Origin of the sequence: Enterococcus sp. AZ040 (assembly GCF_050499185.1) — a bacterium.
Classification (GTDB): Bacteria; Bacillota; Bacilli; order Lactobacillales; family Enterococcaceae; genus Enterococcus_D; species Enterococcus_D entomosocium.
Map to the genome: position 1 here is coordinate 1,838,056 of NZ_JBMHEW010000001.1, position 21,970 is coordinate 1,860,025.

General features: G+C 42.8%; 16 protein-coding genes. 2 read left to right on the plus strand and 14 right to left on the minus strand.

Going from position 1 to position 21,970, the window contains the following annotated elements; genetic code table 11:
• Window positions 1-48: 48 nt before the first annotated feature.
• From IGK63_RS08520 to IGK63_RS08535, 4 genes are read right to left on the minus strand one after another with little or no spacing between them, the layout of a single operon-like run.
• A complete protein-coding gene (locus IGK63_RS08520; RefSeq protein ID WP_016611867.1) occupies window positions 49-996 on the minus strand; it encodes a hypothetical protein in 948 nt (315 codons plus the stop codon).
• Window positions 997-1,033: 37 nt separating this feature from the next.
• Window positions 1,034-1,864: an RDD family protein gene (locus IGK63_RS08525; protein ID WP_016611869.1), complete on the minus strand. Its 831-nt coding sequence runs from the start codon at window positions 1,862-1,864 to the stop codon at window positions 1,034-1,036.
• A gap of 2 nt (window positions 1,865-1,866) precedes the next feature.
• Entirely contained in the window at window positions 1,867-2,898 is a 1,032-nt protein-coding gene (gene sppA, locus IGK63_RS08530) for a signal peptide peptidase SppA (RefSeq protein WP_429972476.1), read from the minus strand.
• Window positions 2,899-2,930: 32 nt separating this feature from the next.
• On the minus strand, window positions 2,931-3,221 hold the full coding sequence (locus IGK63_RS08535; protein WP_429972477.1) for a hypothetical protein: 291 nt from the start codon (window positions 3,219-3,221) through the stop codon (window positions 2,931-2,933).
• 446 nt (window positions 3,222-3,667) lie between these two features.
• Between IGK63_RS08535 and glmS the strand changes: the two genes are divergently transcribed.
• On the plus strand, window positions 3,668-5,479 hold the full coding sequence (glmS, locus tag IGK63_RS08540; protein ID WP_008382201.1) for a glutamine--fructose-6-phosphate transaminase (isomerizing): 1,812 nt from the start codon (window positions 3,668-3,670) through the stop codon (window positions 5,477-5,479).
• Between the two features lie 289 nt (window positions 5,480-5,768).
• On the opposite strand, the gene glmM is transcribed toward glmS, so the two are convergent.
• The 4 genes from glmM to nifJ form a co-directional block, all read right to left on the minus strand.
• Window positions 5,769-7,124, minus strand: coding sequence for a phosphoglucosamine mutase (glmM, locus tag IGK63_RS08545; protein WP_008382200.1), 1,356 nt, complete (start codon window positions 7,122-7,124; stop codon window positions 5,769-5,771).
• Window positions 7,125-7,163: 39 nt separating this feature from the next.
• Window positions 7,164-8,255, minus strand: coding sequence for a CdaR family protein (locus IGK63_RS08550; RefSeq protein ID WP_005235690.1), 1,092 nt, complete (start codon window positions 8,253-8,255; stop codon window positions 7,164-7,166).
• Complete coding sequence (gene cdaA / locus IGK63_RS08555) at window positions 8,252-9,133, minus strand: diadenylate cyclase CdaA (protein ID WP_005235688.1); 882 nt, start codon at window positions 9,131-9,133, stop codon at window positions 8,252-8,254. Before cdaA ends, IGK63_RS08550 begins: the two co-directional genes overlap by 4 nt.
• A 270-nt stretch (window positions 9,134-9,403) precedes the next feature.
• Window positions 9,404-13,087: a pyruvate:ferredoxin (flavodoxin) oxidoreductase gene (gene nifJ, locus IGK63_RS08560; protein ID WP_429972478.1), complete on the minus strand. Its 3,684-nt coding sequence runs from the start codon at window positions 13,085-13,087 to the stop codon at window positions 9,404-9,406.
• 227 nt (window positions 13,088-13,314) lie between these two features.
• On the opposite strand from nifJ, the gene IGK63_RS08565 reads away from it, so the two are divergent.
• On the plus strand, window positions 13,315-13,830 hold the full coding sequence (locus IGK63_RS08565) for a DsbA family protein (protein WP_016611872.1): 516 nt from the start codon (window positions 13,315-13,317) through the stop codon (window positions 13,828-13,830).
• Window positions 13,831-13,918: 88 nt separating this feature from the next.
• Here the strand turns inward: IGK63_RS08565 and whiA are convergent, their stop codons facing one another.
• The 6 genes from whiA to uvrA all read right to left on the minus strand — a co-directional run bounded on the left by whiA (window position 13,919) and on the right by uvrA (window position 21,967).
• A complete protein-coding gene (gene whiA / locus IGK63_RS08570) occupies window positions 13,919-14,854 on the minus strand; it encodes a DNA-binding protein WhiA (protein WP_005235679.1) in 936 nt (311 codons plus the stop codon).
• An 18-nt stretch (window positions 14,855-14,872) separates the two neighbouring features.
• Window positions 14,873-15,874, minus strand: a complete 1,002-nt coding sequence (locus tag IGK63_RS08575) for a gluconeogenesis factor YvcK family protein (RefSeq protein WP_008382192.1) — start codon at window positions 15,872-15,874, stop codon at window positions 14,873-14,875.
• Window positions 15,871-16,761, minus strand: coding sequence for an RNase adapter RapZ (gene rapZ / locus IGK63_RS08580; RefSeq protein WP_016611873.1), 891 nt, complete (start codon window positions 16,759-16,761; stop codon window positions 15,871-15,873). Before rapZ ends, IGK63_RS08575 begins: the two co-directional genes overlap by 4 nt.
• A gap of 113 nt (window positions 16,762-16,874) precedes the next feature.
• The gene (locus IGK63_RS08585; RefSeq protein WP_005235674.1) at window positions 16,875-17,585 is read right to left on the minus strand and encodes an amino acid racemase; all 711 of its coding nucleotides are present in this window, start codon (window positions 17,583-17,585) and stop codon (window positions 16,875-16,877) included.
• 3 nt (window positions 17,586-17,588) lie between these two features.
• Window positions 17,589-18,842 (minus strand): hypothetical protein, encoded by a 1,254-nt coding sequence (locus IGK63_RS08590; protein ID WP_016611874.1) that lies wholly within the window; start codon window positions 18,840-18,842, stop codon window positions 17,589-17,591.
• Between the two features lie 308 nt (window positions 18,843-19,150).
• Window positions 19,151-21,967: an excinuclease ABC subunit UvrA gene (gene uvrA / locus IGK63_RS08595; RefSeq protein ID WP_016611875.1), complete on the minus strand. Its 2,817-nt coding sequence runs from the start codon at window positions 21,965-21,967 to the stop codon at window positions 19,151-19,153.
• Between the last annotated feature and the right edge of the window lie 3 nt (window positions 21,968-21,970).

A 21,970-nucleotide genomic window follows, 5' to 3' on the forward strand; every position in this document is an offset into this window, starting at 1 on the left:
CGTTGTTTAATTGTAAACATTTTACCATGAAAGTTGCGAATTTTTCTTTCAGCGAATGCTCAAACGTAGGATATTGCGCAAGTGTCGTTTGCGTTCTTCTATTTCATTGTCTGCTTTTGGCTGTTCTTTTTCTTCAAATAACCCGCGATAATCTTCAATGTAGCTTGCCATCCATGCGTTTGCCTCTTCTTTTGCCGGTAAAAACGGGTAACTTATCGCTAAATGATCATCGATTTCTGCTGAGACACTTTCCGCTAAAATCGGGTCCTCTTGGGCGATCGTTTCTTCGATCGCTTTATGGATCGCTTTAACAGCGTCATCCTCCTGTAAAAGTTTCAATTCTTTCGGAACGATTTGCTGCATATTCCCAAGGTAATCGATTAGGTCAAAAGGTTCGTCCACTTCAAGACGCACGAGCTCATCCACTAATTTAGGTAGCAAATACGGATTTTTGATGGAAGCCAACGTGTCATGCATCAGCGAGATAAATTGTGATTTGGTAATTGCTTGGGTAAAAACGTGCCACTCTGTTGCACTCACCGGTTGATTGGCTTCATCTAATGCGCGTAAATGCTTGCGTTTCCCATGAAAATCTTCCAATCCTAAAATTTGTTGTACTTCTTCTACTTTAGCTAGTTCACTAGCCAACTGTTCCTGATAGCGTTTTGGAATTTTTGTTTTCTGACCTAATGTAAGCCAGCGCCGAGTTTTTAAGTATTGACCATCCAAGATCAGCAGATGACCAATTTGTAAAAAACCATCAGTTTGTTTCAAATAATCATCTAGATAGTCTTCCGCAAGATCTAACGCTTTGGCAAAATCATTCAGCTGTTGCAAGCATTCCACGAGCCATTGATTGATCTCAAAACTGGCGTTTTTTTGATAAAGTTCATTGTACAAACGATAAGCCTGCAAAAACTCTTTTGACTGGTAGGCTTTTTCTGCCGCCAGACGAAGCCGCTCATTTGGTCCCGGGAAATCAATCGTCTCACCCATTCACGACCCCTCCTTTACTAATTGCTTGATCTGCTAGTTAGTTTTGTGCACCAATCATTACGTGATTGGCATCCACCTGTTTATTAAAGGCCTTGATCAAATTGATGGTTACCACACTTGTTTCTGCAAAATAATCCGCAGCCTGCTGCTTATTTTTATTAAAGACGATTGGTAAATAACCGAGATAAAAGAAAACATTGAATTGCAGCACATAGCGCCCGCAAAGTTCGCGAATCAAGACCGTTTGCCAACTGAGTTCTTCTTCTACAAAAGAAATAACGCGGATGCCAAAGAGCATTTTCCCAATTGTTTGGCCATGATTCAGCTTCGTCATCAGAACAAAATAGCCCAGATAGATCGCTAAGGCACAGACGTTGTAAAGTCCAAACCGCTGGTTAGTTGCCGTTAGATTCGCTAGATTATAGATACTGCCAATCGTTATTTGCGTGATTGCCCGGATCACTAGAAGATCCACTAAAAAAGCAAACAGACGAATCCACAAACCGGCAAAAAAGTAGCTAGGAAAGTCATTAAAGAACCGTTTGTCTTCGGTCTGTTTTTCAGGTTCTTCAAAATGTTGCCACGCTTTTTGTCTTTCTTCGATCTCACTTTGGTTATACTCTTCTTCTTGAAAAGACGTCAAGACTTGTTGATAAAAATCATCGGGATGGTTTACTTGTGCGTTCTTCATCGCTTTGCTGGCGTTTACTGGTTCGGCTGTTTCTGAAACCTGCGCTTCAGTTCGTACATCCGTATGACCGGTTGACGGTGTGGAGGTTTCGCGCTGTTCCCTTTGATCGATTGATGTACTTGTGTGATTGTCATCTGTTGACGATGCGGCAGCGGAATACTTGTTTTTATCTGTCATAGTTATTCACCTCCATAGTAATAAAGAGGTTTAGGGGCATCGCTTGTTCCTAGGCTTTCCATCAATTGGATCACTCGTTCTGTATTTGATTCTTTTAGTCCTTGCAGTTCGGCTAAACTTGAACCTAACCAAGTAGAAGCAAATCCAGTAGATGAAACGTCATAGCTGAAAATCTCTGCATCTTCCAAGCCTAGATCTGCTTGCATTGCTGCTAATGTATCTTCAGGAAAACCGATTTCATCCACTAAGCCAACAGACACTGCTTGCTGACCATCATAGATGCGGCCATCAGCGATCTTTCTAACGGCTTCTTCTGTCATGCCGCGTCCTTCAGCCACAATTTTAACGAACCGACCATAAGCATTGTCGACATAGGTCTGCAAGACTTCTTTATCGGCTTCTGTTGGCTCTCTCGTTGCTGAACCTACATCTTTTAGTGCACCACTTTTATACGTATTGTCTTCGATCCCTAGCTTTTCGAATAAGCCGGCATAGTTGAGCCCCGACATGATCACTCCGATCGAACCGGTAATCGTTTCATCCGTTGCGAAAATTTTATCAGCACCTGCCGAAATATAATAACCGCCACTGGCTGCCATGTTTTTCATACTGACATACATCGGAATCCCTAACTCTTTGATTTTTGCTAATTCACGAGTAATCTCGGCACTTTCATAGACGCCGCCTCCTGGGGTATTGACTTCCATCAAGATGCCCCCAATAGTTGGATCTTCTTGGATCATCCGTAGTTCTTCTAAAAATCGCTGATGATCATAAGATTCTGTTGTGAATAAGCCGCCACTGGAGCTGCTGGCGATCGTTCCTTCTAAAGATAAGCGAACAATGCGATTGTCTTGATCTCCGGCAACTAACGTTGTCTCTTCGATCGCATTACTTCCGTAGAACAAAGCATTTAAACCTTGCAGCGTTTGAGTTTCCTCTTGCTCTGGACGATTTGTGATTACTGAAAAAACCCCCGAGCAGATAAATAACCCTGCTGCGATCGCCGCTGCGATCCATCTTCTTTTATTCATTTTCCCACCTAACTTTTCGCCTTTCCCATAATTTAGTATAGATTTTTGATGACGATCACTGCTTCTTCGTCACCAACCGCATCAAATTTCTCGCTTTTTTCAGCTAAGACGTAGCCGCCAAAAAATTCCTTTGTTAGTTCATCCTGGACTTTGAATGTTTGCGCGGTTTCCACGGTGACTGATTCGGGTAAAATTTCTTGCAAGCTGTCCCAGCCCGTATCCAACATGACCTTTGTTTCATCTGTGACATTAGGATCTTTTTCTATCGCAGCTACTATTTTCTTTAGCTCTGAAAAAGTCATACAATTTACAAATTCTGGCATTTCATTCCCTCACTTTCTTACTTTTTTATTGTAGCGAACTTAAAAAAAAAAGCATAGCTTTATGAGGAAATTTCTTGGGAATCTTATTCGACAAAGCTATGTCAGCTATTTTGATTCCCTTTAGACTGGTTCAAATCAACCTTACCAATAACTATACCAATTATTTTCATATAACTTACAGTTGACAGAAACAGGAATAAATATTATGATATTGCTTGTATTTCTATAAAATATTTCACAAGGAGGATAGATAGACCAATATGGATAGCGCCTGATCTGGAAACAGATGACGAGGAAAGAGTTTATCGAAACATTCGGCGGATGACTCTAGGGACTGCACTCTACAGGCAAGAACAAATCTCATCGTAAGATGATGACAAAGACTTGCTGCGCAGATAGAAATACATAATGCCAAACTAAATTTTTTTGAAAGTAGGATTATCATTATGTGTGGAATTGTAGGAATCGTAGGAAAATCAAATGCAGAACGAATTATTTTAAACGGATTGGAACGCTTAGAGTATCGGGGCTATGACTCAGCAGGCCTTTATGTCGCTGATCGGACTTCGGATCATTTAGTGAAAGCCCAAGGAAGAATCAAAAACTTGGAAGAAAAAGTGACTTCTGAAGTAACAGGAACGATCGGTATCGGACATACCCGTTGGGCGACCCATGGCAAGCCATCAGAAATGAATGCTCATCCTCACACTTCGGCAAACCAAGCACTCGTTTTGGTTCATAATGGTGTGATCGAAAACTTTGAAGAGCTTCATCAAGAATATTTAAGCAACCACCAGTTTGAAGGTCAAACAGATACCGAAATCGTTGTTCATTTGATTGAAGTGTTGAAAGAGCAAGACAACAGCACGACCAAAGCGGCCTTTAAAAAAGCTTTGTCCTTGATTCGCGGCTCTTATGCCTTTGCTTTAGTAGAAAAAAAAGATCCAGAAACCATTTATGTTGCTAAAAATAAAAGTCCCTTATTGATCGGTTTGGGAGATGGATTTAATGTCATTTGCAGCGATGCCTTAGCAATGCTCGATCAAACGACTCATTTTGTTGAGATCGAAGATGGCGAAATGGTGACCGTAACAGCCGATGCGATCGAAATCGAAGATCCAAAAGGAAACCTTGTGTACCGTGAATCTTATGAAGCACAACTAGATCTGACTGACATCGAAAAAGGAACGTACCCTTACTACATGTTAAAAGAAATCGATGATCAACCAACCGTGATGCGCCGCTTGATCCAAGAATATCAAGGAGAATCCGGTGAAGTAGTAATCGATCCAGCGTTAAAAAACGAACTTTTAGCGAGCGATCGAATCTACATCATCGCATGTGGTACCAGTAATCATGCTGGTTGGGCAGCAAAATCCATTTTAGAAAAGCTAACACAGATCCCTGTTGAGGTTCACTTATCTAGTGAGTTTGGCTACAACATGCCATTGTTGTCAGCAAAACCCTTCTTCTTGTTCTTATCACAAAGTGGTGAAACGGCAGATAGCCGTCAAGTATTAGTGACGATCAACCAGTTAGGTCTTCCTAGTCTCACGATTACCAATGTTGCTGGTTCTACTCTTTCTCGAGAAGCGAACCATACCTTATTGCTTCATGCTGGTCCAGAAATCGCCGTTGCCTCTACAAAAGCATATACCGGACAGATCGCTGTCATGACCTTATTAGCAAAAGCCATTGGTGATGAAAAAGCTGTCCCTGAAGCATTGGATTTTGACGTGTTCCATGAACTAAGCATCGTTGCTTCTGCAATGGAGGCTTTAGTGGATGAAAAAGCTGTTATCAGTCAATTTGCTGAAGATTTTCTTTCCGAAACCCGTAATGCATTTTACATTGGTCGTGGGAATGATTACTATGTATCAATGGAAGCGGCATTGAAATTAAAAGAAATTTCTTATATCCAAGCGGAAGGCTTTGCGGCTGGTGAATTAAAACACGGCACCATCGCGTTGATCGAAGAAGGTACACCAGTGATCGGTGTGATCACGGAAGAAGTGACTGGCTCTCATACGCGAGGCAATTTGAAAGAAGTCGAATCTCGTGGGGCTCACACCCTTGTGATCGTTAGTCAAGAGTTAGCAAAAGCGACTGATCAAATCATTTTGCCAAATGTTCATCCATTGGTAACCAGCTTAGTGGCAGTCGTTCCAACACAGCTGCTGGCTTACTTTGCCACTTTACAACGCGGATTCGATGTTGATAAACCAAGAAACTTAGCAAAATCCGTTACCGTTGAATAGTTTTTTAAAAAACTGAAACCGAATTGGTTATCTTCTGTTTAATAAAAAGAACTCCTCGTTCGATGACTCGATCGTTCATAGGGGTTCTTTTTTCTTGTTTTATGCACAACAAATCCGAAAAGACTTTTAAAAGCAACTATACTTCGCAAGGCTTGCCCACGGCGTGTCCCCTTTTAAGCGTTGTCGACAAATTCGTTGACAAGTTTCTCTAGTTCGCAAGTTGGCTTCTTGCTGGTAAGTAGACAAAAAAGACGACCAAAGAATATCTTTGATCGTCTTACTTCTTCATTTATTCCGCACCGATTTCTTCTCGAACGACCGCTGCGATTTTTTCAACATAGTAATCGACTTTTTCAATGGTTGGTGCTTCTGCCATCACCCGAAGCAATGGTTCTGTTCCTGAAGGACGAACCAAGATCCGGCCTTCACCGTTCATTTCTGCTTCTGTCTCTTCCACGATTTTACGGATAGCTGGAACATCCATCGCACCATTTTTATCTGTCACTCGAATGTTGACAAGTTTTTGTGGATAGATCGTTACCTCTCCTGCTAATTCCGACAGTTTCTTGCCCGTTTGTTTCATGATATTCAATAGTTGAATTCCTGATAGTAAACCGTCACCTGTCGTATTGAAATCCAAGAAAATCATATGCCCTGATTGCTCGCCACCGAAATTATAATCGTTTTTACGCATTTCTTCTACGACATAACGGTCACCGACTTGTGTGATCACATCTTTCAGACCAATTGCTTCCACTGCTTTGTGGAACCCTAAATTGCTCATGACTGTTGTAACGATCGTTCCTTGGTTCAAGCGTTTTTGTTCTGCTAAATATTTTGCACAGATATACATGATCTTATCGCCATCAACGATATTTCCTAGTTCATCAACTGCGATGACCCGATCGCCATCTCCATCAAATGCAAGACCAGCATCGGCCCCTTTTTCAACGACGAATTCGGCTAATGTTTCGGGGTGAGTCGAACCAACACCATCATTGATGTTCAACCCATCTGGGGAAGTTCCCATTGTGAAGAATTCTGTTTCTAGATCGGCAAACAAACGATTAACGCTTGTAGCTGTTGCGCCATTTGCTGCATCGACACAAACCGTGATCCCTTCTAAATCGTCAGGAATCGTTTGACGTAGAAATTGAGAGTATTTCAATAACCCTTCTGGGAACTCATCCACCGTTCCTAAGCCATCGGCAGAAGGTCGAGGAAGTGTATCTTCCGGCGCATCAAGCAATGCTTCAATTTCAGCTTCTTGTTCATCGACTAATTTAAAGCCATCATTTCCGAAGAACTTGATCCCATTGTCTTGTGCAGGATTGTGAGAGGCAGAGATCATCACACCTGCGCTTGCTTTTTGTACTTTCGTCAAGTATGCCACTCCTGGTGTGGAAATAACGCCTAATTGAAATACCTCGATCCCAACGGATAACAAACCAGCAATCAATGCGCTTTCTAGCATTTGTCCAGAAATTCGTGTGTCTCGCCCAACCAATACGCGAGGACGACGGTCCCCGGTTTCATGTTGACTTAGTACATAGCCGCCGTAACGCCCCAATTTAAATGCTAACTCAGGTGTCAATTCCTTGTTAGCTTCTCCTCTAACACCATCAGTACCAAAATATTTTCCCATTTTAATAACCTCTCTTATTCATTCTCTACAGTCAAACGACTAAGAACTACTTGTCGTCGTGCTGCTTGCGGAATTCTCTGTTTGTTCGTTCGTCGTGTCGACTGTTGAAGAGTTGTCTTGAGAATTCTCACTATTCACTGCTTCATTGCTATCATTGTTTGATTGATTCTCCGTAGTAGCTTCTGCAACCGGTGTGATTTGGATCGTCACGACCGTTGGATTGATTGTTGTCCCTTCAGGCACTGGAATGGTTACTGTCCGTTCCGTCGTTGTCGTGATCTCACTAACGTCCACCGGCACACCGATCTGTTGGGTTTCATCCAAGATACTTTGTGGTCCTGTCAGAACGGCACTGATACTGCTCATGCGATAAATGTAATGGGAGATCCCGTCTGGAGTTGTCCCTTGTTGTGTAACAAACAATTCAATTTCTTTGCTTGGAGCCTCCATCACCAATGCAACATCTACCGAATCAGGATCCGCGATGATCGCTAATGGATTGTTGTCGCTATCCCAGGCTTCGATGGTTCCATTGACAGTGATCGAATCCCCAGTGATATCATCTGGATTTACGATCGCTACCACTCGGTCGATTTCAGCTAATGTTTGATCGCCAGTTGTGATTTCTACTTTCTGCGGATCGACACTCATTGAATCGACGCCGTAACCACTCGTTGCTCCGTCAGTGGAGATGACGGGTTCAACGGTAAACGTTTGGGTCACTTTTTTCTCGATCGTCACAGTGACTGTTTTTGGTTCGATTTCAGCTGTGACGCTTGAACTAAGATTTTTTACTTCTAAAGGGACCTCATGGGTTCCTTCATCGAGCCCAGTCAAATCAGCTACGACTCGAAAGCTCCGTGTTTCCTCACTACGTTCTGCATTCAATTGTACACGATTTCGACTAGATAAAGTCACATCCACTGTTGTTTCAAATCCTTGGATGAAGTATTCATCCGTGTCGTAGGTGGTCTGAATCGGTACATTTTCGATCTCTTCCTCATAAGGATTTGATGTTCCCGCAAGATTGACTTGCAGGCTTGATCCGCTGGCGATGAAAAACAAAACCAGACTAAAGAACAGCGCTAGTATACCATAAAATACGTTTTGACGACGCTCTTTCTTGATCATTTTCTTCCTCCTTTGTTGACCCCTTCAAAGAAAGATTGCAGCAAGTTGCGTTTGCCAGGTTTTTCTTCCGGAACTAATTCGCGATTCAACACGTCGAGATACTCTTGGCGAGAAAGTTCAGTCAGCATGCGATTATTTAGCGTAATACTAACGTCGCCGGTTTCTTCTGAGACGATAATGGTCAATGCGTCACTGACTTCTGATATCCCAACAGCTGCTCTATGACGTGTCCCGAATTCTTTCGGAATCAGTGGACTTTCTGACAATGGCAAGTAGGCACTAGCAACAGCGATCTTATCATCTCTTAAAATGACTGCACCATCATGCAGCGGTGTATTAGGAATAAAAATATTGATCAGTAGTTCGCCCGTCACATCCGCATCTAAGGGAATCCCAGTTTCGATGTATTCTTCTAAACCAGTCGTCCGCTCGATCGTGATCAATGCACCGATCTTTCGTTTTGCCATATATTGAACAGCTTTGTCCAGTGCTTGGACCAAAACTTCATCCCGCCGTTTTTCGTTTTTAGAAGTCTTGAAGAAAGAGCTGCGTCCAAGATGCTCTAGCCCCCGTCGAATTTCTGGTTGGAAAATAACAATTGCGGCGATCACCCCATAAGTAATGACTTGATCCATCAACCAAGATAGCGTCTTTAATCCTACGATACCAGCCAAAAACCTTAGAACAATGAACAGTCCGACTCCTTTGAACAACTGGATCGCTTTTGTCCCTCGCACAAGCTGGATAAGCTTATAAACCAAGTACCAAACAACGATCACATCTAAAACATTTACTAAAAAAGACCAAGAAAATATATCAAATGAGAGCAATTCTCTCCAATAATCTAAATTAAAAAAATCCCTGAAATTTATCAACATAAACAGCCTTCCTTTATTCTTAAGACTTCAGATAATAGTATAACATAGGACCTCTTCAAAGATTTGAAAAAAAACAAATTTATGAAAAAGTTTTGAAAAAATAAACAGCTCTTTTATTTAGTTTACCATTATCATGAAATCATTGTTTGTCAAAGGTCTTAGAAGATTTCATCTAAAAGAGCTTCTTGCACGCATTTCATAGGAAAAACAACAAACGACCCTGAAAAAACGTGATAAAGCGTTTTTCCAGGGTCGTTCCTCAGCTAGCGATTATTCTTGCTGACGACGTTTTGCGCGCGCTGCACGCCGTGCTGCTCTTTCAGCGAGCTGTTCTTCGCTTAACGGCTGTTTTTCTCTTCGCACACGCTCCGTTTTTACTGCCATTGGTTGTTCTGTATCAGTACTTACATTTTTTTCAAGCTTTGCTCGAATTTTTTCTTCTTGACCTGCTAAGCGGGCATAGTTATAGAAACGAGTTTTCGCATCTGAAACGGTTTTTTCAAACAAGGCTTGCGCCGCATTGGGATTGGCAGACTGCAAGGAAGCAAATCGGACTTGGGTCTGCATAAAGGCAGGCATTTGATCAAATGCTGGCTTTTTGAAATCGAGCGTCATTGGCTGTTTCCCATTTTCTGCCAACAGCGGGTTATAGCGGTAGAGACTCCAATACCCTGATGCAACTGCTTCTTGCGCTTCTTTCAAGGATTGACGCATTCCGCCAGCAAGACCGTGAGTGATACATGGCGTATAGGCAATGATGATTGACGGTCCCGGGAACCGCTCGGCTTCTTCAAAGGCTTTGATCGTTTGCATTTGATTAGCACCAGATGCGATTTGTGCGACGTAGACATGTCCGTAGGTCATCGCCATCATTCCTAAATCTTTTTTGGAAACAAACTTGCCACTAGCAGCGAATTTAGCAATAGCCGAAGTTGGTGTCGCTTTGGAGACTTGCCCCCCCGTATTGGAATAAACTTCATTATCTAACACAAGAATATTGACATCTGCACCAGAAGCGAGAACATGATCGATACCGCCAAACCCAATATCATATGCCCAGCCATCGCCACCTATCATCCATTGGCTTGGCTTAACAAACAAATCTTTTTCCTGCAGGATTTTGTTCAGCTGAGGTGTCGTGGAAGCCTCAGCTTCTAAGGCGGCGATCAATTTTGCTGCTCGCTGCTGTGTCCCAGCACTTTCTTCTCGATGAAGGTCCCAATCATCAATCAAAGCCTGCAATTCTTCTGATACAGCGGCTTTCAATGACTGCAACTGGGCTGCTAATTTCTCCCGTCGGGTTTGGTTGGCTAAGAACATGCCATAGCCATATTCGGCATTGTCTTCAAACAGCGAGTTTGACCAAGCTGGACCCTGTCCTAAGTGATTGGTTGTATAAGGGGATACTGGTGAGGTTCCACCCCAAATCGAAGAGCAACCGGTCGCATTGGCGATCATCATGCGATCACCAAACATTTGGGTCAGAAGTTTGACATAAGGGGTTTCCCCACAGCCCGCACAAGCACCAGAGAACTCCAATAAGGGCTTATTGAATTGGGAGCCCAAAACAGTTCCTGGTTTTGCTGGATTTTCCTTTTGGCGTAAAGTCATCGCAAAAGCCCAATTTAAAGCTTGCTCTTTTTGTTCTTCGTAAGGACGCATCGTCAAGGCTTTCCCTTTGGCGGGACATGCCTCCACACAAAGGCCGCAACCTGTACAATCTTCAACGGAAACTTGAATTCGATATTTTTGGCCGTTCGCTCCTCGCATCTCTCTGACGATAAAGCCTTCCGGTGCTTCGGTTAATTCATCTTCATCTGCCAAAAACGGGCGGATCGCCGCATGAGGACAGACGAAGGCACACTCATTGCACATGGTACAGCGATCTGATAGCCACTCGGGCACTTCAACAGCGATGCCCCGCTTCTCAACCGCTGTTGTCCCGACAGGGATCACCCCTTCAGTCATTTGGTTCCTTACGAGGGTGCCGACGGATAGTTGATTGCCTTCTTGACGGTTGATGGGTTCCACAATTTCCCGCACAAATTGTGTCATAGCAGTGGATGTCCTTTCCGGCACTTCGATTGTTGCCCACTCGCTTGGAACAGGGATTTCTTGTAATAATTCGATGGTGCGATCAATGGCTGCTTGGTTCTTTTCAACGATCGCCATCGATTTGTGCCGATAACTTTTCAGCGCCTCTTCTTTTAAAATCGGCAAGATTTCCTCGGTCGGAATGATGTTTGCCAAGTAAAAGAAGGCTGTTTCCATCGCGGTATTGATCCGCCCACCTAAGCCAACTTCCATTGCCAACTGCATGGCGTTGATGGTATAAAAACGGATCTCGTTTTCAGCAAGATAACGTTTCATCTTCTTCGGTAGATTATTTAAAATTTGCTCTTGTGACCAGGTCGTATTTAATAAAAAGGTTCCGCCTTTTTTGAGTCCTTTCAGCAAATCATACGTATGCAAATACGCAGGCGTATGACATGCAACGAAATCCGCGTGTTCGATCAGATAGGTAGAACGAATGGGGGTATCCCCAAATCGCAGATGGGAAACCGTTAGACCACCAGATTTTTTCGAATCATAGTGGAAATAGCCTTGCACATATTTTTCGGTATGATCACCGATGATTTTGATTGCTGACTTATTCGCCCCAACGGTCCCATCAGAGCCGAATCCCCAGAATTTCGCTTGGAAGGTGGATGGATCAGTTAGATCTAGCGTGCCTTTTGAGGGCAACGACAATTGCGTCACATCATCCGTGATCCCAATGGTGAAGCGTTTCTTTTGGCTCGCTTTTGGCTTAATCAATTCGTCATAAACGGCAACGATTTGATCAGGCGTTACATCTTTTGACCCAAGACCATAGCGTCCACCAATGATCGTCGGCCGAATCGCTGCATCATACATGGCACTTTGCACATCCAAAAGCAAAGACTCTCCGTTGGCACCAGGTTCTTTGCTGCGATCCAATACAGCGATACTTTTGACGGTAGCAGGCATTTTTTCTAAGAAGACTTCTAATGGGAATGGTCGATACAGATGGATCGACAAGACTCCCACCTTGCGTCCAGAAGCGCACAAATGATCCACCGTTTGCTGGATCGTTTGCGTCGAGGACCCCATCGAAACGATAACTTCTTCGGCGTCCGCAGCACCATAATAATCCACTAAATCATAGTTGGTTCCTCTTAAAGCATTGATTTTCTTCATGTAAAAACGAACGATCTCAGGCAATGTTTGATAGTGCTGATTGATCGTTTCCCGCTGTTGAAAATGGATATCAGGATTTTGATTCGTCCCACTCGTTGTTGGGTGATTCGGATTCATCGCTTTTTGACGAAAAGCAGCCAACTTTTCATGATTAACCAGTTGTGCGAGTTCTTCATAGTCCAGCACCTCGATTTTTTGAATCTCGTGACTGGTTCGGAAACCATCAAAAAAGTTTAAAAATGGAATGTTGGCTTCAATTGCTGCTAAATGAGCGACTGGCGCTAAATCCATTACTTCTTGAACACTGCTTTCCGCTAGCATAGCAAAGCCTGTTTGTCGAGTGGCCATTACGTCGGTATGATCTCCGAAAATATTCAAGGCATTGGTTGTTACTGCTCGGCTGGCGACATGAAAGACGCCTGGCAGCATTTCCCCAGCAATCTTGTACATATTTGGTACCATTAACAAAAGTCCCTGAGATGCCGTATAGGTCGTCGTTAAGGCGCCGGTTTTTAATGAGCCGTGAACCACACCCGCCGCCCCTGCTTCAGATTGCATTTCAGCCACTTTCACCGGCTGCCCAAAAAGATTATGCTTTCCCTGAGCAGACCACTGATCCACTAATTCAGCCATGGTTGAACTAGGGGTTATCGGATAGATCGCCGCAAGTTCCGTAAAGGCATAGGAAATATAGGCAGCTGCCGTATTGCCATCCATTGTTTTTCTTTTTCTCATCTATATAACTTCCTTTAATCATCATTTTGCACAATAAAACACAATTCATTATAGCTGAAAATCAAGGAATATAAAAGCACCGGCTGGGTAATTTTCTTTATTTCGTGAAACGAAATACATAGTATTTAGCTAATTTCCCTCCTCATTTCACAGACTCGGATCAAAAGACCTGAGGCTTTTCTTTCAGTAGAAACTTCGGTAAACTAAAAGAAAAAGGAGGAATCTTAATGGATATTTCAATCATCAAAGCACAAGAAACAAATGCGGTAACAGGGATACATATCGGAGACCCTTCCGCTAAACCGATCGTCGAATTTATGAATTTGCGTTGTCCTTATTGTCGGCAATGGTTTGAGGAATCGTTACCGATCTTAAGTGAAGCTGTCACAGCTGGGAAACTACGCCGTGTCATCAAATTATTCGACAAAGAAAAAGAATCATTGCAACGAGGCAATGTGATGCATCGGTTTGTTTCCAGTACAGATCCTCAGGCAACGATCGCTGAGATTACAAAAATTTATCAAACACAAGACGAATGGGGTCATTTATCTTTAAATGAAGTGGCAGAATATGCGAAAAATACCTTAGGGCTATCTGAACAAAATCATCCTGCGATCGCCGGAGAAATTGTGGAAGAAGCGAAAAACGCCAACATTCAATTTGTGCCAACGATTATCTTAGATGGGCACATTTTTGATGAATCGATCACTGCTGAGGAATTAACTGCATTGATCAATGAGTAACCACAAATAAAAGAGCAGGAGCAGATTTGACGCGAACATCCACGTCAAATCTGCTCCTGCTCTTTTGATTCATTTTTATTCCATTCGACTAGCTGACTTGTTCACGAAGATGATCGGCAAATTCGTTGATTTTTCGAATGCGATGATTGATCCCTGATTTCGAGATCGCTCCTGATGGAATCATTTCTCCTAGCTCTTTCAAGCTGACCTCGGGATGTTCCAAACGTAATTCGGCGATTTCTTGCAGCTTTTCAGGTAGAGCTTGCAAGCCAACTCGATCTTGAATAAACTCGATATTGTCGATCTGCTTCGAAGCAGCATCGATCGTTTTGTTCATATTGGCGGTTTCACAATTCACCAAACGGTTGACTGAGTTACGCATGTCTCGCACGATCCGCACGTCCTCGAATTTCAACATGGAATTGGTGGCGCCGATCAGTGTCAAAAAATCAGCGATTTTCTCAGCGCCTTTCAAGTAAGAAATATACCCATTTCTACGTTCTAATGCACGGGCATTCAAACCATATGCGTTTAGCATATCGCAAATATCTTGGTTATGCTCCTCGTAGATGGAATAAATCTCTAAGTGATAGCGGCTAGTTTCTGGATTGTTGATCGATCCTGATGCCATGAAAGCCCCTCGTAAATAGGAACGCATTTTTTGAGTATTGCCCATGATCTCATCAGAAACATGGCTTTGAAACATCAGCCCGTCCATGATATCTAAGTCCAAAAGCACGCGCTTTGTCTCTTGCTTCAAACGAACGATGTAGACGTTGTTCTTTTTTAATTTCATTTTGCGACGGACCAGCAACTCGCTGCGCACGTCGTAATGATCTTTTAGTAAAGAGTAGATGCGTCTGGCAATCGCCGCGTTTTCTGTTTGAACGTTTAAAACAAATTGCTGGTTGTTGATACTTAATGACCCATTCATCCGAATCAAAGCTGCCAGTTCTGCCTTGGCATGTTCGCGATGAACTTCTAATGCAGTCAATTCTTTTTTTACTTCTGCTGCAAAGGACATAAAAAAATCCCTCCTTTCTTAGATTTTGGCCCCGTAAACGATACGTAGAAGTTCTTCAATCACTTTATCTCCGTCATGAAAAACTCCGCCATCTCTAAGCTCCAGAAAGTCAGCTGAAATGACACGGCTGGCTTCTTCTCGCAGTCCTTGGAAATCGTGTTTCACTTGTACAAGATATTCATCATAAATCTCTGGGTCCATATATCCTTCTGGAACTTTCTCGGTGTTGACTAACACCGTATCAATAAAGGGTTTGCCTAAATGCTTATGCAAGACTCGCACATGGTCGGCATCACTAAAGTGTTCGGTTTCACCTTTTTGGGTCATGATATTACAAATATAAACCGTTTCAGCTTGTGTTTCCAACATTGCTTGGCCGATCTCGCTGATCATGAGATTGGGCAAAATACTAGTAAAGAGACTACCAGGACCCAAGACGATCATATCTGCCTCCATAATTGAAGAAACAACTTTACGAGCTGCTTTCGGCTCATCATTGTTTTCTTGATTACGAACAAAGACCCGTTCGATCGTTTTGCGATCAACCGCGATTTTGGACTCGCCTACCGCTTCGGTGCCGTCTTTAAAAACAGCGTGCAACACCAATGGCAGATCTGAGGAAGGATATACTCGTCCATCGATATGCATGATTTTCGACAAAATTTGAATGGCTTCATAGGTACTGCTACGCATTTCAGCAATCGCCGCAATAATCAAGTTCCCAAGGGCATGATTGGCTAAAAATTTGTCTTCCGCTTTAAAACGGTATTGAAAAATATCATTATACAATTGCGGCATATCAGATAGAGCCGCCAGAACATTGCGCAGATCCCCCGGTGGTGAAATAGAGGAAACCAAATTGCGGATCTCGCCGCTGCTACCGCCATCATCAGCGACCGTAACGATCGCTGTGATGTCGACACCTTGATTCCGCAAGCTCTTCAGGATGACTGGTAACCCAGTTCCGCCACCTACCACAACGATCTTCGGCTTTCTGATCCGGTACGTTTTCATTTTCATGAACGATTCACCGTCTCTTTGCGCTTATCTTTGTCGCGATGAGTAATATTGACGCGATAGTCTTCTGCCAAAACCGCACCGATGCGCTCCGATAATGCAACCGAACGGTGTTGACCCCCAGTACAGCCGATAGCCACCGTCAAGCTGCTTTTGCCTTCCTTGACATAGCCTGGCATGATCGTTTGCAACAGTGTACTAAATTGCTGATAGAATTCTTCCGTTTCTGGAAAAGACATGACGTAATCATACACGGGTTCATCTTTACCCGTTAAAGGACGCAACTCTGGAATGTAATGGGGATTCGGTAAGAAACGAACATCCATCACGATATCAGCATCGATCGGCAAGCCATACTTGAAGCCAAACGAAAGTATTTCAATACGAAACCCTGTCTCATGAGAAGCACGAAATTCTTGATTGATTTTTTCTCTCAGTTGCCGTGGGGTCAACGACGTTGTGTCGATAACAATACTGGCACGCGTCTTCAAATCGTTTAAGATCGCTCGCTCTTTGCGAATGCCTTCCGTAACTAAGCCATCCATCGCCAAAGGATGTGCTCTTCTCGTTTCTTTGTATCTTGACACCAATTCATTGTCCGATGCATCTAAAAAGAGCATCCGTGTGTCGATAAAATTCGTGTTTTCAATATCGATCAGCATACTTTGGATTTCTTCAAAAAACGATCTTGAACGCAGATCGACAACTAAGGCAATTTTTGTCACTTTTCCTGATTCTTTGATCAGTTCCCAAAATTTAGGGATCAAGCTTGGGGGCATATTGTCGATACAAAAGTACCCCATATCTTCAAAACTCTGGATAGCGACCGTTTTGCCGGCTCCGCTCATCCCAGTAATAATGACCAATTCTAAATGATCCACTTCAGTCATAGGTAAAACTCCTTTCTGAAACAACTCTATTATATCATGCCGGGCGTATCATTGGAACACCGGCATAAAAAAAGACGTTAGCTCAAAAAATGCCGCTAACGTCGCTATCAGCTTTAGATTGCTTGGCGATTTGCCAATGCTTTTTCAATCGTCCGATCAACTAAAATGGATTGGGCATCCACGACTGGATAAGGATTGTCAGTCACAAATTCATCCATCAAGGATAACTCGGTACATCCAAGTACTACGCTTTCACAGCCGATGCGTTCGGTGACTTCTTCCAGTATCTCAAAGTAAAGTTCTTGATCCAGATGATCATTTTCTTTGATTCGATCATAGATCAATGTATTGACCTTTTTTTGGATCGCTGGCTCTGGGAGATAGACATCAAGTCCCAACTGGCGCAATTCTTTCTCATAGATGCCGGCTTTGACACTGCCTTCTGTCCCAAGAAAGGCCACTTTTCCAGTGACGCCTTTTTCAAAAACGACTTTCGCTGCCTCACGAGGCATATGCAAAATCTCAATCTCAGTAGCCGCTTGCAACTCATCAAAAAAATAATGCGCTGTGTTACAAGTCAACACAATAAAATTTGGCTTTAATAAATTTTGTTTTTCGATGTCGTCCATTAAATAAGGAACAGGGTTTTCTAACGTATTGTCTAAAATATATGCCGTCCGATCCGGTACTGTCGCATGATTGAATAAAACATAGTTCAAGTAATCTTGGTCTTTATGGGTCTGTGTCCGTCGGTTTAAAATGCGGACGAAACTTTCCGTCGCTAACGTTCCCATGCCGCCTAAAATACTAAAAAAATTCTCCATCTTCTAGCCTTCTTTCGTATGGAAATACGTTTTGAATCGTTTGTTGTATAGATGGAACATTCTCTTTAACAGAATCCAACGCTTCAGAGATAAGTCTTCTTTATAAAAGACGGTCGTTCCCCAGCGATTTTCTGCTAATAATTTTTTTGCTCGTTCTTTCGCAGGATTTTCTTTTGCATAAGTCAAGAAGATGTTTTTTGGTACCCCTAGCCATAATTTCGCTTCTGGCGCGTCAGCTTTGCCATAAACCGTTTCTGTATAAGGTTTTTCGAAGACTAAATCTTCAGTGATAAACTTTGCCAAATTCAATCCGCTTAAGGTAATAAAGAAACTGCTTCTTCCTTGACGCAAGTTGATTTCAAATAGTTTATATTGCCCGTCTCGCGCATCATATTTCAAGTCAAAATTGGCAAATCCAACATACTCGATCTCTTTTAAAAACTTACGGATCATTTGATAAATTTGATCATTTTCGTCTGGAATGATCACTACGTAATTCCCAACAGCTCCAGGGGTTGGGTCTTCTAGTAAAGGATGACCTAAGCCCATCACGCGAACTTCGTGATTCTCATCAACATAGGCATTTAAAACCCGCATGTTGCTGTCATCACCGGGAATAAAATCTTGGACGATCATTTCATATTGATAACCCGCTTGATAAATGCGAGAAACGATTTCTTCAAATTCTATTCGATTATCAATAATAAAGGCTTTTTTGCGTCCTTCAAAATCAACTGACAGCCATGCTACACTATTTGCCGGTTTCAATGCCACAGGAAAATCAAAAGGCAGCTCTCCTTTGAACGTTCCTTCCGTCAACAGTTCAGGCGTTAAAATGAAGGTCTTAGGATAAGGCAAGCCATATTCCTCGCAGACTTCGTAAAAGCTTACTTTGTTGATCAACCGTTTTAGTAAAGAATAATCGTTAGCGATAAAGGTATAATAGGGCGCCAATTCTTCTTTATGCTTCGCCAACAGTTCCGCATAACCATCGCCGCAAGGAATCAACAAATATTTCATCGCAGGATCGTTGTAAGTATTTTTTCCTAACTTGATCAACGTTTCAGTGAATCCGGGATCATGGTCAAAACCTTCCACTTGATTGATTTTTACAATTTTACTAAAGCGGGTTGGCGCAAGTTCGGCGCCTGCATAGGCAACTGATTGAATACCATATGCTTCGTGGAACGCTCTGGCCATACCATAAACATTCATATCGCTTCCTAATAATATGGGAAGAAAATTTTCCTGACTCATCAAAAATCACTCTCTCTTTTGAATACGAAAAACGACCTCTCTCGTTTCGTTTAATTACAATAGCATTATAATACCACAAAGAAAAAAGCAATCAAAGTATCTATCTTTGATTGCTTTCTCCCACTTTGAACGGATAGAACTTATAGGCAGTTTATTCAATGCGAATATACGTATACCTATTGCTATTCTAACAAATAAAATTTTGATTTCAAGCCCTTATCATGAAATTTGCAGATATTTCACGCTTCCTTAAACTTTAGTGAAACCTATTGACAGACAAGTGAAAAAGTGAGTGCTTTTTCATCTGCTTAAAGGACTTTTTTCAAATAATGACCGGTGTAGCTGTCTGAAACCGCAGCAATTTCTTCTGGTGTACCAGTTGCAATGATCGTCCCACCGCCTTCGCCACCTTCTGGACCTAGGTCAATCACATGGTCCGCTGATTTGATGACATCCAAGTTGTGTTCGATCACTAAAACGGTGTTGCCAGCGTCGACAAATCGTTCCAAAACTTTCAACAAACGGGCAATATCATCCGTATGCAGACCAGTCGTCGGTTCATCTAAGATATAAAAACTCTTGCCATTGGAATTTTTGTGCAGTTCACTGGCAAGCTTCATCCGTTGCGCTTCCCCACCAGACAAAGTAGTCGCTGGTTGTCCCATAGTGACATAACCTAAACCGACATCGACGATCGTTTGCAATTTTCGATGGATTTTGGGAATATGTTGGAAAAATTCCACTGCATCTTCCACGGTCATATCTAAGATTTCCGAAATATTTTTTCCTTTGTAATGAACTTCTAACGTTTCTGAGTTATAACGTTTGCCATGACAAACCTCACAAGGTACGTAGACATCAGGTAAGAAGTGCATCTCGATCTTGATGATTCCGTCCCCTTTACATGCTTCACAGCGTCCACCTTTTACATTAAAACTAAAGCGGCCTTTTTTATAACCACGGACTTTCGCCTCATTGGTTTTAGCAAATAAATCACGAATGTCATCAAAGACACTGGTATACGTTGCCGGATTGCTTCGAGGTGTCCGACCAATCGGGCTCTGATCGATATCGATCAATTTCTCAATAGCTTCATAACCAGTAATGGTTTTAAAGCGGCCAGGTTTGTTCGAATTCCGATTGATTTTTTGCGCCAAGGCTTTTTTCAAAATTTCATTGACTAATGTTGATTTACCAGAGCCAGAGACCCCTGTAACTGCGACGAACTTTCCTAATGGAAAATCGACCGAAATGTTTTTCAAGTTATTCTCAGAGGCACCGGACACACGAATCTTTTCACCATTGCCTTTGCGGCGTTCCGTCGGTGTTGGGATTTCTCGTTTTCCAGATAAGTATTGACCTGTTAAAGAAGACTCATTGGCAGCGACTTCATCGGGAGTGCCTGCAGCGACGATCTCGCCACCTGCATGTCCTGCACCCGGACCGACATCGATCAAGTAGTCTGCTGCCCGCATCGTGTCTTCGTCATGCTCAACGACAATCAGGGTATTCCCGAGATCACGCATTTTCCGCAATGAATCTAGCAAGCGATCATTGTCTCGTTGGTGAAGACCGATCGATGGCTCATCAAGAATGTAAAGCACCCCAGACAAATTGGAGCCGATTTGTGTTGCCAAGCGAATTCGTTGCGCTTCCCCACCAGAGAGTGTGCCTGACGCACGACTCAAGGTCAAATAGTCCAATCCGACATTTTTTAAGAAGCTTAAACGATCATCGACTTCTTTCACGATCGGACGTGCAATCATTTGCTCTTGTTCCGTTAGTTTCAATTCTTCGACAAAGTTCAAGGCATTGTTGATCGCCATCTCACTCATTTCACCAATATGCTTCCCATTGACTTGCACACACAGCGCTTGAGGGTTCAAGCGATAGCCATGACAGGTTTTACAAGTCAACTCTGTCATATACAAACGCATTTGATCACGGGTAAAATCAGAGTTGGTTTCATGATAACGGCGTTTGATATTTGGTAAGATCCCTTCAAAAGCGACCTCAACATCACGCACCCCACCAAAATCATTCTCATAATGGAAATGGAACATCTCCCCATTCGAACCATTCAAGATAATATCTCTGTGTTCTTCTGGCAATTCTTCAAATGGTGTGTCCATATCGATATTGAATTCTTGACAGGCTTGTTCCAGCATTTGCGGATAATATTGTGAACTGATTGGATTCCATGGCAATAGTGCGCCTTCACGCAACGTTTTGCTTTGATCGGGAATCACTAAGTCGACATCGACTTCTAGCTTCACGCCAAGACCATCACAGTCTGGACAAGCACCAAAAGGCGCGTTGAATGAAAAGAGGCGTGGTTCTAATTCTCCAACCGTAAAACCGCAATAAGGACAAGAATAATGTTCACTGAAGAGCATTTCTTTTTGGCCGATCACATCGACTACCGCATAGCCGTCCGCTAACCGTAATGCCGCTTCAAAAGAATCAAACAGGCGTGAACGTATGCCTTCCTTCACAACAATTCGGTCGATGATGATGGCAATATCGTGCTTTTTATTTTTTTCTAATTCAGGCGCTTCAGAAACATCATAGACTTCACCGTCTACGCGCATCCTTACATAGCCTTCTCTTTGGATACGTTCGAAGACTTTTTTGTGCTGCCCTTTCTTTTGATAAACGATCGGTGCCAACAATTGGATCTTGGTACGTTCTGGTAATACCAAAACTTCATCCACCATTTGCTCAACCGACTGACTTGTGATCTCGATGTGATCATTTGGACAAATCGGGTGACCGATTCTAGCGTAAAGAAGCCGCAGATAATCATTGATCTCAGTAACCGTCCCTACTGTTGATCGCGGGTTCTTGCTGGTGGTTTTTTGATCGATAGAAATCGCTGGACTAAGTCCATCAATGCTATCTACGTCTGGTTTATCCATTTGACCTAAAAACTGACGGGCATACGCCGATAGACTTTCTACATATCGGCGTTGTCCTTCGGCATACAACGTATCAAAAGCTAAGGAGCTTTTCCCTGAACCCGAAAGACCAGTAACAACAACGAGTTGGTCTCTGGGAATCGTCACATCGATATTTTTTAAATTATGGGCCCGTGCCCCATGGATCACGATTTTATCATTTGCCATAGT

Coding starts and splice junctions, on each gene's coding strand:
- IGK63_RS08520 (WP_016611867.1), bottom strand. CDS start 996: ATGGGTGAGACGATTGATTTCCCGGGACCAAATGAGCGGCTTCGTCTG.
- IGK63_RS08525 (WP_016611869.1), bottom strand. CDS start 1,864: ATGACAGATAAAAACAAGTATTCCGCTGCCGCATCGTCAACAGATGAC.
- sppA (WP_429972476.1), bottom strand. CDS start 2,898: ATGAATAAAAGAAGATGGATCGCAGCGGCGATCGCAGCAGGGTTATTT.
- IGK63_RS08535 (WP_429972477.1), bottom strand. CDS start 3,221: ATGCCAGAATTTGTAAATTGTATGACTTTTTCAGAGCTAAAGAAAATA.
- glmS (WP_008382201.1), top strand. CDS start 3,668: ATGTGTGGAATTGTAGGAATCGTAGGAAAATCAAATGCAGAACGAATT.
- glmM (WP_008382200.1), bottom strand. CDS start 7,124: ATGGGAAAATATTTTGGTACTGATGGTGTTAGAGGAGAAGCTAACAAG.
- IGK63_RS08550 (WP_005235690.1), bottom strand. CDS start 8,255: ATGATCAAGAAAGAGCGTCGTCAAAACGTATTTTATGGTATACTAGCG.
- cdaA (WP_005235688.1), bottom strand. CDS start 9,133: ATGTTGATAAATTTCAGGGATTTTTTTAATTTAGATTATTGGAGAGAA.
- nifJ (WP_429972478.1), bottom strand. CDS start 13,087: ATGAGAAAAAGAAAAACAATGGATGGCAATACGGCAGCTGCCTATATT.
- IGK63_RS08565 (WP_016611872.1), top strand. CDS start 13,315: ATGGATATTTCAATCATCAAAGCACAAGAAACAAATGCGGTAACAGGG.
- whiA (WP_005235679.1), bottom strand. CDS start 14,854: ATGTCCTTTGCAGCAGAAGTAAAAAAAGAATTGACTGCATTAGAAGTT.
- IGK63_RS08575 (WP_008382192.1), bottom strand. CDS start 15,874: ATGAAAATGAAAACGTACCGGATCAGAAAGCCGAAGATCGTTGTGGTA.
- rapZ (WP_016611873.1), bottom strand. CDS start 16,761: ATGACTGAAGTGGATCATTTAGAATTGGTCATTATTACTGGGATGAGC.
- IGK63_RS08585 (WP_005235674.1), bottom strand. CDS start 17,585: ATGGAGAATTTTTTTAGTATTTTAGGCGGCATGGGAACGTTAGCGACG.
- IGK63_RS08590 (WP_016611874.1), bottom strand. CDS start 18,842: ATGAGTCAGGAAAATTTTCTTCCCATATTATTAGGAAGCGATATGAAT.
- uvrA (WP_016611875.1), bottom strand. CDS start 21,967: ATGGCAAATGATAAAATCGTGATCCATGGGGCACGGGCCCATAATTTA.